Source organism: Affinundibacterium nitidum, from assembly GCF_014284155.1.
Lineage (GTDB): Bacteria > Pseudomonadota > Gammaproteobacteria > Burkholderiales > Burkholderiaceae_D > Undibacterium > Undibacterium nitidum.
In genome coordinates this window covers 1,167,851-1,183,221 of record NZ_JACOFZ010000001.1, presented here as the reverse complement: position 1 = coordinate 1,183,221, position 15,371 = coordinate 1,167,851, and the positions used below count along the sequence as shown (strand labels likewise).

The following is a 15,371-nucleotide window of genomic DNA, read 5'->3' as shown; positions in this document are numbered from 1 at the left end:
ATAACAAACTACATAGTACTCATTTGCTTATATGTGGTTTCAATATATAGAAATGATGGGACTGCATAGTTAAGCGTAGTTTTTCAATACCCATCTTTTTCCATTTTTGAGGCGTTATGAGTGTTTTTATGTAAATTTGGATGCTTATTGGCTACTGTAGCGAGACAATGCTGAAATTTTAGAAAAAGAAAGACATTGAATGGAGTTGCAACATTATCTAGATTTGTGCACGAAAACTGAACTAGCGAAGGCCAAGCGTTCGGCGCGGCTGGGTGATGGTGATTTGCTCAAGGCTTTGCGAGCCTTGTTTGTTAGCATGGCAGAGCAGCAGGGAATCGATGTGGCACAGCTGTTCGAAAGTAGGGCAGCCGAACGTCGTCGTCACCAACAGTTGCAAGAAGTGCGGCGACTCGCCTACGTACAACGACACCAAGCAAAGCTAGCTTCACGTGAGATTGACCTTCAGCGTTGGAACCTGTGGTTTGACGGCTCAGCACATCCGAATCCTGGGCCTTGCAGTATTGGTGCCGTTCTTCAAGCGCCTGATGGAAGTCGCTGGCAATTGAGCCAACACCTAGGGCATGGCAGTAGCAGTGATGCCGAATACCAAGCCTTGATTGCGGCCTTAAAACTCGCCATCACATACAAAGCAGATGCATTAACTGTTCGTGGTGATAGTCGTGTGATTCTGGATGACGTAGTGGCACAGGAAGCGCAAGCCTCCTCCTTGCTATCGCATTGGCGTCAACAGGCCCGCGCTTTACTACAGCAACTTCCGCATTGCGAGCTAGTGTGGATTCCCCGCGCGAGAAATGTGCAAGCAGATCAACTCGCAGCACAAGCCCGCGAGTAAGCTTGCTGCAAAGCAAAAGTTGGTAGTCATATATTCTTGATCTCCATCAAATTTGCTTAAGTGTTGCGTGCAGGCGGCAAGCTCAGCTGTATTTGCGTTACCTCAATGGCGGATACTTGAGTTTTGTTGCGGTGCTAACAGTTTCTCGCTTAGGATAATAGTCAGCAATGACAATGCGCCGCACTTCGCAAGACGAGCGAGACGTGTTTATAAAATAAGTGAACACCAGCACTCATAAGAAGCGCGGGTTCCGACATGATGGAGACAAAATGAGTGAGCAATCCAACGGCCGCGATGGCGACAGCGCGCCACCTGACATCACCATGGTGATAGATCAAAAAAGTAGCTTTCCTCCCGTTGCACGATTAGGCGTCTTGCGCCCCTTTCACTGGCTCAACATGGGCTGGCGAGATTTTCGTGCCGAGCCAATGGCAGGCATTTTCTACGGTATTTGTTTTGCCTTAATGGGCGGCGTTCTTAAACTTGTTTTGGCTAACGCGCCCCAATATCTTTCCGCGCTCACTTGTGGCTTCTTGTTAATCGGCCCTTTATTAGCGCTCGGTTTATATGACGTCAGTCGTCGCATCGAAAACCTACGCTCAGGCATGATCAATAGTGTGTTTTCCATGAGCGGCAGATGGAGCAATATCGGTACCTTCGCTGTGGTCTTAGCTGTCGTCATGATGGTGTGGGCTCGTGCTTCCTTGGTGATTTTTGCGCTGTTCTACAACAAGGGTATGCCGACCATGGAAGGTTTTCTAGCCAAACTGTTCTCGCTTGACAACGTCGAATTTCTATTCGTTTACGGCTGCGTGGGTTTCATTTTCGCCAGCCTAGTTTTCGCGATTAGTTGGGTCTCAATTCCGATGATGCTAGACCGCGATTCTGATGCCATCACTTCCATGATCATCAGCATCGTCGCCCTGACTGTGAACATTCCACTCACCATCGTTTGGGGCCTCATCATCGTTAGCTTTGTGGTCTTCGGCTTCATGACTTGGAACATCGGCTTTATGTTCACCATGCCCATCGTGGGGCATGCCACTTGGCATGCTTATCGCGATGTGGTGGGGCCGTCTGATCATCGGCATTAATTCGAAGCTAAATCGAGGCTTTGTGACAAAGCCTCTGTGCGCCCTGAATAACGAGCCAAGTGCTCGTTATTTTTTTGTTGACATAAAAATACAAAAACAGGCAAGATCCGCGTTGCTAGATCGCGTAAGGAAACGAGATGTCGATCAAAATCTTCGAAAGTACCGAGAATTAATGAAAATCAAAACAGTATGGGTGAGCACTATCGCGCTTGCGTTGGCGGCTTGTCAAACGACGTCTACTCCGCAATATCCGCCTAATCCCAATCGACCGAAACCGACAGCGCAAGATATCGCACAGGTGCCCGATGCGCTAGTCGAAGATAGATGCGAATCTTCACGTAACAATCTACAGTATCAAGCATGTATTGCCATTCTTTATTTGCGTATGCCGGTGTTGGACCAAAATAGACGCGACCACTTTGGCGAGAAATATGATCGCGAGACTTGGTATGCTTGTATGCAAAGCGGTGGAGATCACCGCTATTTTAGAAATCCTGATTGCGATGTATATGGCTTACGCCGCTGGGATGAAAAGATCAGCAAGCCTTACATTGACATGCCCGAAATTAAGTGGCCTAAGAGTACCGTCTTGCCTCCACCGAGCTGGGGTATGAGTAATTACGACTACTTCAGAATGCTGTGCGAAAAAGAGGCGGGTGAAGTGATCTATCGGACTACGGAGAATGTGGAGGGTGTGTTTCAGATGCGCCCTACTTTTTATCCGACTGATCGTGAGTACAGTGATCGTTATGTGCTCGAAGACCCATACAGTATCACACGTGAAAGTCTGAGTGTTCCCTGGGAAGCATTTTTGCAGCCGAACTTAGGTGAGTACAATTTTCTTTTGATATGGAGTGCTGCGATCAAAGACAAAGTGCTGTCTGCAAAAAAGGTAAATGAACAGATTGATTTCACAAACCTTACAAGCACATATGTTCTATTTTATAGAGATGAAAATGCCCATCCCGGTAAGATGTACAACACTTTCGATCCAACCAGAAAAGGCGCTTGGACAAACGTGCCATATCTCGTGACTGCAATGCTGACCAACCAGATCAATGCGAAGTTCGGCTACACATGGCGAGGTATCGGCGACGCTAAGCTACGAGAAAAAGGTATCGCTGGAGGCGAGCAAATAGTCGTAGACCTAAGAACAGGCGAGGTTCTAGCATGGCGTCGTAGCTTCATGTATAGCGATTTGCGCTCATCGGAAGTATCAAGTTGGTGGATGGGAGCAGTGCATTGCAATAAGGAAATGACGATGCCAACTGCTTGGTTTCTCAAGAAAGTGCTTAAACCTATAAACAAAAAATAGGTGTAAGCGAGAATATTTTTGATTTGAAAATGATGAGTGAAATCAGCGTGCTCCGAGCATGAAATTGGATTTCCCCTCTAAATTAAATACATAACATGTTCATATAAAAACGCCAGCAAGCAAAGCAAGCTGGCGTTTTTATTTGTGCTTCCGAATTCACTTCAGAAAAGAGTGAATCACAAGCACATTACTTCAAAGGCGGAATCGCCTGCGGCACCAATGGTTTAATCGGTTGTTCCTTTAACTTCTTCTGTAAGTAGTTAATCGCCGCGTCCAGTTGTTTGTCTTCGCCTTTGAAGCTGGCGTGCGGTGGGTTGTCGACTTCGATGTCTGGTGCTACGCCTACGCCTTCGACTAACCAACGGCCGTCTTTGACATCAAACTGGGCATTTTCCGCTGCACGTACCATGCCGTTATCAGCCAGCGTGTTGCGGTCTGAGAGCCAGACACCCGCGCCGGCGGTGCGTTTGCCGACCAGTGGGCCGAGGTTCAATGATTTGATGCCTGCGGCGAAGGTTTCACCGTCGGAGTAAGTCAATTCATCGATCAAGACCACCAAATGACCACGGAAGGTTTGTTGCATATTGGCATATGGTTGATTGCCTTCAGATGACCAAAACGCCCACGCTTTGCGTAAGAGTTTTTCGATGATCCAGCTATCGATATTGCCGCCATTATTGCGACGCACGTCGATGATTAAACCATCGCGGTTGTAGTTGGCGTAAAAATCACGTGCGAAGCTGGCGACATCGGCTGGGCCCATGGCGCGTAAATGCAAGTAGCCGATTTTGCCATTGGATGCTTGATCCACTTTTTTGCTCAGGCCTTGTTCCCAATCGCTGTAGCGCAGGTTCGCTTGTTTTTGCATGCTGATTGGCGAGACCAACATACTCTTGGCTGCAGCCGCGCCGCGTTTGACTTGAATCAGCACTTGCTTATCGGCCTGGTTCAATAAGAGGTCAGAAATGTCACGCGCATCGAGGACGGATTTACCGTTAATCGAGGTGATCACATCGCCCGCTTTGATATCGAGGTCTGGGTTGTCGAGTGGCCCGCGTTGTGAAGGCAAATCGGGTTCGCTGCGATAAATATGATCGATACGATAGCCATCTTGCACTTTGCTGAGCACGGCACCTAAACCAGCGGGTGCACCGTCGGGGCTGGCACGACGCACATCACCTGGGCGAATCTGCGAATGCAGAGAGCTGACTTCGCTGACCATTAAACCGAGTACATCGTTGAGCTCAGCGCGGTCGGTGACACGATCAACTAGCGGCGCATACTTGTCGCGCATTTTTTCCCAATCGACGCCACGCATTTTGGTGTCGTACAAGAAGTCGCGGTGCATGCGCCATGCGTCGGTGAACATTTGCTTCCACTCGTCGCGCGGGTTCGCGCTAAAGCTCCAATCGTCAATCTTGATTTTGGCCTTGCTTAGATCGCCGGGAGCCTTGGCACCGGCTTCGGTGATGTAGAAGTCACCCATGCCGCTTGTGCCTATATTGACGTAGATCCGTTTTTTGTCTTTGCCTAGACCATAGGCACGCACGTTTGCTGCAAATACTTCGGCCTGCGGTGCAGTTTTTGCAATCGCTAAAGTCTTGAGATTGCTGCGGCTACGTTCGACCGGATCACGTTCAAGGAAGTACAAACGTTTGTCATCTGCCTCGAGCTGGCGGTAATTGCCTGCTGGTACAGGCACTTCATACAAACGTTCAGCTAGGCCTTCATAGGCGATGGCTGTCGCTGCTTTTTTCGCAGGTGCTGCCTCAGGCTTCTTGTCTTCTGCGCTCGTTTTGACGACATCTTTGTTATCCGTTTTGACTTCCGCTTTGTCGGCGGCAGGTTTATCGTTGGCGGCCTTGCTCAACTCGTCGTCAGGTTTAAACGGAAAACGATTACCGGCTTGTAAGGACAAAGCAAAAATGCCCGTACGTTTGTCGAAATAGGTACCCATATTGCGGTCACCCCATGGCGCGCCAATACCGGGTTGGAAATTGCGGTTAGAGAGGAAATACAACCAACGACCATCCGCTGAAAATACCGGAGACTCAGATTCATAGCGGTCGCTCGTCACAAAATGCAATTGCTTACTATCGAGATCGTACAAACCAATTTGTTCGCGTCCTTGTGAGCTATTGGCGCGGGCGAGGGCGATGGTTTTCCCATCAGCAGACCAGACGATATCACCATGGTTGCCATAGCCTTGTTTGCCGGCGTCGTCGATCACCACATTTGTGCGTGTCGCTAAGTCTAATAACCAGAGTCGGCCACGTTTATCGGTGTGCGCCAAGTATTTACCGTCGGGTGATGGGAAAATATTGAGACGATGCGTGCTGCCGTCCTTGGTTAGTTGTTCGCCTTTGCCGCTACCATTGGTGGCAAAGCGCCAGATTTCGTTTTCGCCCGTGCTATCAACGAACGCATAGACATAACGATCGTCATGCGAAAACACCGCTTCGCGAGCACGTGCGGCGTTGGGTAAGTTGATATCGATACGCCGTTGCGGACTAATACCAGCGATGCTCATTTGACCGCGTGCAGTGAAGACTAAACGTTCGTCCTTGGCGGCGAGCTGTACATTCGTTAGATACTCCAGCGGGTTTTTGATATAGCGTTGACGTGATTGATCGAAATCAGAAATCAAATCGACATTAACGATTTTGTCGTTTTGGCTGGCGATATCCAACACATGCAAATTGGCGCCAAGCTGGTAGGCAATCTTTCCGTCACCGAGCTGTGGATTGCGTACTTCCCATTCACGATGACGTGTGAGGGCTTTGACTTCGCCACCGTCGAGATTGGCGGAGTACACATTGTAAGCACCATCGCGATCACTCAAGAAATACAGACGATTTTTCCACAGCATAGGGCGACGGTTGTTTGATTTGTCTTTGGCAAACAGATTGACCGCTTCGCCTTTGCTGGCCAAATCAAATTTCCACAATTGCGCCAAGGCGCCACCGCGATATTGTTTAACATTGTCGCCTCGCGTGTGTGCCCCTAAGCGTGTGAAGTACAAAGTCTTACCGCTTTCATCGACAGCAGCTTCGTTGGCATCCGTGATCGGGAAGATTTGTTTTTGCAAGTTACTTGGATTGATGGCTGCAATGACCGCTTGTGCTACTGGCCCAGTTTGGTTTTGCATGGTGACCAAGACCTCGCCTTGCGCTGTCCAACCCAATACCGTGACCGTGCTATTTTCAAAGCTCAGTCGCTTAGGTACACCACCACCGACTGGCATCACATAGGCTTCTTGTGCGCCTTCGTAGGTTGCGGAATAGGCGATCCACTTACCATCAGGAGAAATCGCCGCATTGGTCTCTGCGCCTGGGTGAGTGGTGAGACGCTGGGCTGCGCCGCCATTGATACCGACTTTCCACAAATCACCTTCAGCGGTGAAGATCACAGAGTCGGCGCGAACGCTAGGGAATCTAACATAGGCATTCTCGGCTGGAGCCGCGTAGGCGGATGTGATCATGCTAGCGAGAGAAGCTGTCAATATGAATGAGCGTAGTTTCATGATGTTGGATCGAGTAAGTAGGTGATTACGTGGGTGTGCTTGTTGTTTTGTTGTTTGTTTATTGGGCTAGTTCGTTTTGTTTGCTTGGCCTGTTCAATTGAACAATGACAGCTTTGTGTTGAACTGATCTTGTCCCGCTAGTCTTGGTTTTTCCGTGAAGGGAAGAGCAACTAACTCAAGAAAAACCTCATTTTTGCGAGCTTGTCCTGTTTTTGTTTTGCTATGACCGTAAAACGTCGATGAAGTTCTATTTTCTTGCGACTTCTTTTTTATGAACGGTCGTCTGTTTTTTTCGTTTGGATTTCGAAGAAATATCAAATCAGGGCTTGGAATTTATGTTTAAATATAAACTTAAAAAGTTCATAAAAGTATCATGACGCTTCGTATGCGCTATTTGATTCACTCACTGCTTCCTTTGCTGACTCTTCGTGGGCTAGGCATCTTGCGGACTGGTGCATTGATGTTCGCATTTACACTAAGTGTGTTTTCTGCACATGCTCAAACCATCACACTGGTTGGCGAAGATGACTGGTACCCGTATTCTGCGCAAAAAGACGGTAAATTGCGTGGATTTGCAGTCGAGGTGATTGAGGCTGCTTATGCGTCAGTCGACGTCACTGTTAATTTCAAATCAGCGCCTTATGCACGTTGCCTGATGTTAGTGGAAACCGGTCAAGAACTCGGCTGTTTTGATAGCCTCAAAGATAGCAAGCTCAGTGCAGAATTTCTATTTCATCAAGAACCCATCTTCAAAGCCGAGATAGGCATCTACGGTCTTATCACCTCAGAAGAGAGCGGCTTACGCGCCAGCGATATGAGTGGTCGTAAAGTGGGGCTGACGCATGGTTATACCTATACCGACGCAATCGACAAAGATAGCAGCATACAAAGGGAAGAGGCACCGACTGACCTGTCGAATTTGCGTAAGCTCTTGTTAAAGCGTTCGGAGTATTCTTTGGTCTATACGCGTATCGTTGATTATCTTGTGCACCGTTATCCTCAAGAGTTTAAAGGTAAGATTAAGCAAGTAGGCACCATCAATGTTGATCGTTTGTACGTGAGCTTCTCTAAGAAACGTGAAGAGTCGGCCAAATATGCAGCATTGCTCGATCAAGGCCTCCGCAAAATCAAGAGTAATGGTCAGTATGCCAAAATCGAGCAGCGCTGGCAGGTTCCAGCGCCATAAGCTAAGGCTAAGCTCAATACCCAATCGTTTGCGCCGCTTCATGCACCAACTGCTTGAACAAATCATGACGCATGCGGCTGATTTCTTTGCCTTCTAACGCCGCCAACACAGCGCATCCTGGTTCCGTGTGGTGGTGGCAATTATAGAATTTGCAGTTGCCAAGGTGAGGGCGGAACTCTGGGAAAGCCCGCTCTAACATTCCTTCGCTCAAGTGATGTAAACCAAACTCTTGGAAACCTGGTGAATCAATGACATAGGTAGGTTTGTCAGATTCGGTATCCATTTGAAACAGGCGAGTAAATGTCGTCGTGTGTTTTCCCGTATCCAAGGCTGCCGAAATTTCACGCGTAGCGATATCCGCATCTGGGATCAAGAGATTGATCAGCGATGATTTTCCCATACCCGATTGGCCAATCAAAATACTGCTTTGTCCGCTGACTAGCGACAACATTTTTTCGCGTGTGATTTCCGGCGCGCCCGTCACCGACACTTCATGCACAGGGTAGCCAAGCGAGGCATAAAGGCCGACCCGTTCACGTGCTTTCGCTAAGCTTTCCGTGACGTCGATTTTGTTCAACACGATTTGGGCTTGTATGCCCGAAGACTCTGAAGCGACCAAAGCCCGTGACACTAAATCATCGGAAAAGCTAGGCTCGGTGGCGACGACGATGATCAACTGCGTGAGATTCGCTGCCAGCATCTTTGACTTGTACTGATCAGAACGGTACAAGAGCGTGGTGCGCGGTACGATGGCTTCAATCACACCTTGATTGTCTGAGGTCAGCTGATACTCAACGATATCGCCAACTGCCACGTCGCTTTTTTTGCCGCGGGTCACGCAATGTAATTTGGTGCCGGTAGCGTCGATCAAATAATGTCGACCGTGCGCGGCAATCACTAAGCCTTGTGCCGTCGCGCCGGATTTCAGGGCGGCGCTTTTCTTCGCTGGAGCGGAACGTTTAGACATGCATTAACCGAAAGTCTGCGTAAAAATGACATCGACTTTCGCTGCGCAAATGAAGTCATTTTCAGAAATGCCACCCTTGCCATCATTGACTGTATGCGTGTCGAACTTGACCACGCAGCGGTTGTAAGTAACCGTCAATTCAGGGTGATGATCTTCTTCATGAATGGTATAGGCGATGGCGTTCACAAATGCCAAGGTTTCGTAGTAATTCTTAAATTCGTAGGTCTTCACAATGCGCGGACCATCTTGCTTCCAACCTGGTGTGGCGGCGAAGTAGGCTGGTAATTCATTGTCTTGAAGACCGATTTCGGTATGTGCAGATTTCTTTGCGAGTAGATCAGAAGTTTTCATAATTGCGGTTAGATGAATGCAAAAAATTAGATGATGAAATGTATGAGCATTAATTAGGCCGCGGCAACTTGTCCCTGCTGATGCAGGTGGGCGATGCGTATTGATGCTGGCGGGTGTGAATCATAAAATGCTGAGTGCACAGGGTCTGGCGTTAAGGTCGACGCATTGTCTTCATAGAGCTTGACCAAGGCGGTCACCAAATCATTGGCATTGGTATGTTTCACAGCAAAGGCATCCGCCTCGAATTCATGTTTGCGTGAGCTAATCGACGTCAATGGTGACAATACAAAAGTGAACACCGGCAAAGTGATCATAAATAGAATCAATGCCATTGCGTTATTGGAGGAGGCGAACATGACCGGGTCAACACCTAAGCCAGTGTAGAACCAAATTTGCGATTTCAAATAACCCAATAAAGCCAAGAATCCCAAAGACACTGCAAACATGACGATCATGCGTTTGACGATATGTTTCAATTTGAAATGGCCGAGTTCGTGCGCCAATACGGCTTCGACTTCTTCTGGCGCAAGGCGTTCGATCAATGTATCGTAGAAAACAATGCGTTTGTTATTGCCGAAGCCGGAAAAGTAAGCATTGCCATGCGCGCTGCGTTTGGATCCATCCATCACAAACAAACCTTTAGACGCAAAGCCAACGCGTTGCATCAAACCTTCGATACGATTCTTAAGCGCCTCGTCGGCGAGCGGAGTAAATTTATTGAATAACGGTGCGATCCATGTCGGGAAGATGAGCATCATCAATAGTTGGAACCCACTCCAGACCAACCAAGCATACAGCCACCACATCGCTCCCGCTTTATCCATCAAGCTGATGACTATCCATAGTAAAGGTAGGCCAATCGCAGCGCCGAGTAGCGTGCTTTTAATCATGTCAGTAAAGAATAGTTTGATGCTCATTTTATTGAAGCCAAATTTTTCTTCCAAGACAAACTGACGATAGTAGTCAAAAGGCAGATCAATCACCGAGCTGATCACCGCAAAACCAACGACCAAGCTCAATTGGTAGACCATGCCATCGCCGACTGACTTGAAGAGCGTCACTGCTAGTAGCTGCAGACCACCAAATAGCGTGAATGCCAACAGCACGAGCACACTCATAAATAGTGAAATCAAGCCGAATTGGGTCTTGGCAATGGTGTAGTCGGCCGCCTTTTGATGCGCCGCTAAACTGATTTTTTCAGCAAATTCAGCTGGTACGGCTTGGCGGTGGCGGGCAACATGGCGAATTTGGCGAGTCGATAGCCAAAATTGCAAACTTACCGTAATACCAAGAAAAATGACGAATAAAACCGAAAACGTGTATGAATTCATGGGAAAATGATGCTTTACGAAAAATTCAGGGTTACTTAGCCGCCGAGGCCAGTAATTCGTATAAAACGACGCATTAAAAACGAGTAAGGAAGAATTATGTCACAAGCGAGCGATGTACAAGCAACTGATGCACAAACGGCAGTCGCGGCCAAGCCAGGTAAGCCGAATGAAATGAACCTCATCTGGGTTGATATGGAGATGACAGGCTTAGATCCAGACACCGATAAAATCATCGAAGTCGCAGTTGTTGTTACTGATATGCAATTAAATGTACTAGCGGAAGGGCCTGTTTTCGCGATTCATCAGTCTGACGAAACCTTGAACAAGATGGATGCGTGGAACAAGGGTACGCATGGCCGTTCAGGCCTGATCGACCGCGTCAAAGCGTCGACAGTGACTGAAGAAGATGCCTCCAAAGCCCTGATCGAATTCCTCAGAGCCTATGTGCCAGCGGGTAAATCACCGATGTGTGGCAATACGATTTGCCAAGATCGTCGTTTCATGGCGCGTGGTATGCCTAAGCTCGAAGCCTTCTTCCACTATCGCAATCTCGACGTTTCCACATTGAAGGAACTTTGCCGTCGTTGGAAGCCTGAACTGGCGAGCGGTTTCAAGAAGCATCAGAAGCATACGGCTTTGGCGGATATTATTGAGTCGATTGAGGAGTTGAAGTATTACCGCGCCAATTTCATCAAAGAATAAGGGCAGACGAAAAATAGACGCTGGCATTGTTGTCATCGGCTCGCCGTGCTAGCGCACTGTCTTCGCCTCGGCGCCTAGCCAGCGCTATTTTGCGTCAGCCCTTGGTCGGGTGAAAAACAGACGCTGGCGTTGTTGCCATCGGCTCGCCGTGCTAGCGCACTGTCTTCGCCTCGGCGCCTAGCCAGCGTTATTTTGCGTCAGCCCTTGGTCGGGTGAAAAACAGACCCTGGCGTTGTTGCCGTCGGCTCGCCGTGCTAGTGCACTGTCTTCGCGTCGGCGCCTAGCCAGCGCTATTTTGCGTCAGCCCTTGGTCGGGTGAAAAACAGACGCTGGCGTTGTTGTGTTCGCCTCGCCGTGTTGTGGGCCTTAAAACGAAAAAATCCAGCAAGGTATTTGCTGGATTTTTTACTTTTAGCGACGAATTCTCGCTTATTGGCTCATTACACGCCCAATAATTCCACTTCAAAAATCAAGGTCGCGTTTGGAGGGATAACGCCGCCTGCGCCGCGTGGGCCGTAGCCTAGGGATGAGGGAATCGTCAGGACACGGGTGCCGCCGATTTTCATGCCTTGTACGCCTTCGTCCCAGCCTTTGATGACTTGGCCAGCGCCTAGAGCGAATTCGAAAGGCTGACCGCGATCTTTACTGGAATCGAATTTTTTGCCTGCACTGCCGTCTGGATTTTGTAACCAGCCCGTGTAATGCACGACCACATTTTTACCTGCTGTGGCTTCGGCGCCGTCGCCTACTACTTTGTCTTCGTATTGCAGGCCAGTGACGGTAGTAATTGCTGTCATGATGTACTCTCAAATGAAATCAAAAAATGTCATTGTAGTAGAAAATGAGCTCTATCGTCGCTTGCCTTGAGACTTGCCCTGTAAAACTGGGATTTTCAAATCAATCGATACAAGCCAAGGTAAAATACGTGCACGACCATGGTTTCGTTTGTTTACCAAAGGATGTTGCATGAATCTTCAAGAAGTATTGCGTTCCTGGAGCCGCGCCTTTGTGGCTCAGTTTAGTCCACGTATCCTTTTCCTAAGTTTGTTGCCTTTAGTGCTTTCGCTCTTGTTATGGGGTGGACTGATGTGGTGGCGTATGCAAAGCATTCTGGACTTTGTGCAAAGCTATTACGTGAACCATGAGTCGGCAAATTCTGCTGGGCAAATGTTGAGTTCTTTAGGTTTGCTCGCGCTCAAGACAGTAATCGTGCCATTAGTCACCATGTGGGCACTATTGCCGGCGATGATTATGAGTTCATTGCTGTTTATCGGCTTGGTTGTGATGCCAGTGATTAGTCGCTATGTCGGGCAACGCGATTTTCCTCAATTAGAAAAACGCCAAGGCGGTTCGCTGTTGGGTAGTATTGGTTTCTCTTTGCTGTCCTTTTTTATCTTCACCTTCTTATGGGTAGTGACGCTGCCCTTAATTTTCTTCCCTCCGATTTATTTTTTCGTCCAACCATTGTTATGGGGTTGGCTGACCTACCGCATCATGGCCTATGACGCTTTAGCGGCGTATGCCGATGCGGAAGAGCGTCAAGCGATATTTAGCCAACATCGAGGCTCTTTGTTGTTGATCGGTATTGCCGCTGGTTGGTTTGGGACTTTGCCGAGCGCTTTGTGGTTGGGCGGTGCCATGTCCTTGGCCTATGTCGCTTTCTTCCCGTTTTTTGTCAGCGTTGCGATCTGGATGTATTTGTTGATTTTTATCTATAGCGGTTGCTGGTTCCAATATTATTGTTTGCAGGCCCTGCACAAACTACGTGCCGATCGCGAAGCGAGTTCCAAGAACATTACGCCGGTTGTAGGAGATGAACGTAGCACTGCAATACTCGAAAATAAATGATTGTGCGAAAGTGAGAGATTGAGATGGGTATAGGTTTAATTATTGTTGGTGATGAGATTTTATCGGGCAAACGTCAAGATCAACATTTACCCAAAGTGATCGCTTTGCTCAAGGAGCGTGGATTGAGCTTAGATTGGGCGGAGTATGTGGGTGACGATAGGGCTCGTATCACAGCGACTTTGGAGCGTAGTTTTGCGAGTGGAGATATTGTTTTTAGTACGGGTGGTATTGGTGCTACGCCAGACGATCATACGCGTCAATGTGCGGCTGCAGCCTTGGGTGTGCTAATTGAGCTGCATCCAGAAGCGAAGCGTTTGATCCAAGAACGGATTTTAGAAACCGCATCGACAGCAGACAAACCGGCTGACTTAAATTCACCTGATCATTTACATCGTTTGAAGATGGGGGAGTTTCCACATGGCGCGGAGATTATTCCGAATCCTTTTAATAAAATCCCCGGTTTCGCGATTCGTCAGCATTATTTTGTGCCGGGTTTTCCTGTGATGGCGTGGCCGATGATTGCCTGGGTTTTGGATACGCATTATGCGCATCTGTTTCATCAACAGCCGCATGACGAAAAATCAGTATTAGTGTTTGAGGTGGCAGAGTCGACGCTAACGCCGATGATGGAAGACTTAGAGCAACGATACCCTGAGGTCAAAGTATTTAGTTTGCCTAGCGTGGGATCTGAAACCATGCGGCGTCATATAGAGCTCGGCGTGAAGGGTGAGCCTCGTCAAGTGCAGCAGGCATTTGCCGAAATGCTCGCCGTCTTGGATGGATTTCATATGGAATATGAATCGACAGCCGCCGTCGATTAATTGTCTGTGGCTTACAGGGCACAGCGTTTGATTTGAAAGAAAAAAGTATGAATAAAATCCGATTCACTCTCTTTTCGATGAAGGACGCCTTGCTTGCTTTTGGACCGATGACTTTATTGGTCTTGGTCTTGATAGCCTCAACGCTGTATTTTGTGGAACCAGCGCCAGGCAAAAAATTAGACTTCGTCGGGGGACAGGAAAACAGCGCGTATGATCACTTTGCACAGTTGTATGCGACGGAGTTGGCGAAGAATCAAATTGAACTCAGGGTTCATCGTTCACAGGGCTCGCTCGACAATTTAAATCAAATTCGTGACCCTAATTCCATCGTTGATATCGGTTTCGTGCAAAGTGGATCAACCAATCAAGAAGAGGCAGAGGCTCAAGGTTTGATTTCTCTTGGTAGCTTATTTTATGAGCCTGTCTGGATTTTTTATCGTTCGAAAAAAGAACTTAATAATCTCGCTGATCTTAAAGGCCTACGTGTGAATGTAGGGCCCGATGGCTATGGTGTTCATAAACTTTTTACGCAAATAATCGGCGTCAATAACCTCAGTGATACCGATTTTCAGCTACAGAAGCTAGATAGTATGCAAGGTACGGCGGCATTTCTTGATGGTAAGCTCGACGTTTTGGTGATGAGTGCGGCCTCAGATTCGCTACTGGTGCAAATGTTGTTACAAACACCGGGCGTGCGCTTATTTGATTTTGTCCAAGCCGAAGCTTATACCCGACGCTTGCCATTTCTGTCTCACGTGGTTCTGCCACGCGGTATCGTTGATATCGGTAAAGATATTCCTGCACGCGATTATCATTTAATTTCGCCAACCGCGACACTGGTGGCACATGAAAGTCTCCATCCCGCCCTAATAAGTTTGTTCCTGCAAGCAGCCAAGAAGATTCACGGTGGAGCAAATTGGTTTAGTGATCAAGGTGAGTTTCCCTCAGATCGTTACACGGAAATTCCCGTCGATCCGCAAGCCGAAAAGTTCTATCGTAGTGGCCAACCGTTCTTGCAGCGTTATCTGAGTTTTTGGATGGCGAATTTCTTGGAAAGAATGTGGGTTGTATTGCTAACCTTTGGTGCCTTGGCATTGCCTTTGTCTAAGGTAATACCTCCACTATATCGTTGGCGAATTCGTTCGCGTGTTTATCGTTGGTATGGCCAATTAAGAGCAGTCGAGATGGCGATGGAAGGCATAGAGAAAGCTCAACGAAAAAAAGCGGCGGAGGCACAGCTTAAACGACTCGACGAAATCGAAGAAAAGGTCAATCAAATTTCGATTCCACTTGCTTACGCGGATGAACTATATGGCTTGCGAAGTCACATCAGTTTTGTTCGCAAGCGTGTGCAGGGTGAGTTCTAAAGCAAAAAACGAA

At 48.1% G+C, this 15,371-nt stretch carries 13 protein-coding genes; 8 read left to right on the top strand and 5 right to left on the bottom strand.

From position 1 onward, the window contains the following. Positions 1-199: 199 nt before the first annotated feature. The 3 genes from H8K36_RS05110 (at position 200) to H8K36_RS05100 (ending at position 3,262) form a co-directional block, all read left to right on the top strand. Positions 200-853: a ribonuclease HI family protein gene (locus H8K36_RS05110; RefSeq protein ID WP_186914775.1), complete on the top strand. Its 654-nt coding sequence runs from the start codon at positions 200-202 to the stop codon at positions 851-853. Positions 854-1,122: 269 nt separating this feature from the next. After that, entirely contained in the window at positions 1,123-1,947 is an 825-nt protein-coding gene (locus H8K36_RS05105; protein WP_222611116.1) for a DUF2189 domain-containing protein, read from the top strand. Positions 1,948-2,119: 172 nt separating this feature from the next. Further along, a complete protein-coding gene (locus tag H8K36_RS05100; protein WP_186914776.1) occupies positions 2,120-3,262 on the top strand; it encodes a hypothetical protein in 1,143 nt (380 codons plus the stop codon). A 187-nt stretch (positions 3,263-3,449) separates the two neighbouring features. On the opposite strand, the gene H8K36_RS05095 is transcribed toward H8K36_RS05100, so the two are convergent. Continuing rightward, positions 3,450-6,785 carry a S41 family peptidase gene (locus H8K36_RS05095; RefSeq protein ID WP_186914777.1) on the bottom strand — a complete coding sequence of 1,112 codons (3,336 nt, stop codon included), beginning with the start codon at positions 6,783-6,785 and terminating at the stop codon, positions 3,450-3,452. A gap of 373 nt (positions 6,786-7,158) precedes the next feature. On the opposite strand from H8K36_RS05095, the gene H8K36_RS05090 reads away from it, so the two are divergent. Then, positions 7,159-7,971 carry a substrate-binding periplasmic protein gene (locus tag H8K36_RS05090; RefSeq protein WP_186914778.1) on the top strand — a complete coding sequence of 271 codons (813 nt, stop codon included), beginning with the start codon at positions 7,159-7,161 and terminating at the stop codon, positions 7,969-7,971. A gap of 13 nt (positions 7,972-7,984) precedes the next feature. Here the strand turns inward: H8K36_RS05090 and rsgA are convergent, their stop codons facing one another. From rsgA to H8K36_RS05075, 3 genes are read right to left on the bottom strand one after another with little or no spacing between them, the layout of a single operon-like run. Further along, a complete protein-coding gene (gene rsgA, locus H8K36_RS05085) occupies positions 7,985-8,938 on the bottom strand; it encodes a ribosome small subunit-dependent GTPase A (protein WP_186914779.1) in 954 nt (317 codons plus the stop codon). A gap of 3 nt (positions 8,939-8,941) precedes the next feature. Beyond that, entirely contained in the window at positions 8,942-9,289 is a 348-nt protein-coding gene (locus H8K36_RS05080) for a 4a-hydroxytetrahydrobiopterin dehydratase (RefSeq protein ID WP_186914780.1), read from the bottom strand. A 53-nt stretch (positions 9,290-9,342) separates the two neighbouring features. Then, entirely contained in the window at positions 9,343-10,620 is a 1,278-nt protein-coding gene (locus tag H8K36_RS05075) for a M48 family metallopeptidase (protein WP_186914781.1), read from the bottom strand. A gap of 96 nt (positions 10,621-10,716) precedes the next feature. Here H8K36_RS05075 and orn point away from each other — a divergent pair, with 96 nt between their 5' ends. After that, entirely contained in the window at positions 10,717-11,322 is a 606-nt protein-coding gene (gene orn / locus H8K36_RS05070; protein ID WP_186914782.1) for an oligoribonuclease, read from the top strand. Positions 11,323-11,762: 440 nt separating this feature from the next. Here orn and H8K36_RS05065 read toward each other — a convergent pair whose 3' ends face one another. Continuing rightward, entirely contained in the window at positions 11,763-12,119 is a 357-nt protein-coding gene (locus H8K36_RS05065) for an FKBP-type peptidyl-prolyl cis-trans isomerase (RefSeq protein ID WP_186914783.1), read from the bottom strand. Positions 12,120-12,288: 169 nt separating this feature from the next. Between H8K36_RS05065 and H8K36_RS05060 the strand changes: the two genes are divergently transcribed. The 3 genes from H8K36_RS05060 to H8K36_RS05050 are packed head-to-tail and all read left to right on the top strand — an operon-like array spanning position 12,289 to position 15,358. Next, positions 12,289-13,170 carry an EI24 domain-containing protein gene (locus H8K36_RS05060; RefSeq protein ID WP_186914784.1) on the top strand — a complete coding sequence of 294 codons (882 nt, stop codon included), beginning with the start codon at positions 12,289-12,291 and terminating at the stop codon, positions 13,168-13,170. A gap of 23 nt (positions 13,171-13,193) precedes the next feature. Continuing rightward, positions 13,194-13,991, top strand: a complete 798-nt coding sequence (locus tag H8K36_RS05055) for a competence/damage-inducible protein A (protein ID WP_186914785.1) — start codon at positions 13,194-13,196, stop codon at positions 13,989-13,991. Between the two features lie 47 nt (positions 13,992-14,038). Beyond that, positions 14,039-15,358 (top strand): TAXI family TRAP transporter solute-binding subunit, encoded by a 1,320-nt coding sequence (locus H8K36_RS05050; RefSeq protein ID WP_186914786.1) that lies wholly within the window; start codon positions 14,039-14,041, stop codon positions 15,356-15,358. The last annotated feature ends 13 nt before the right edge of the window (positions 15,359-15,371 follow it).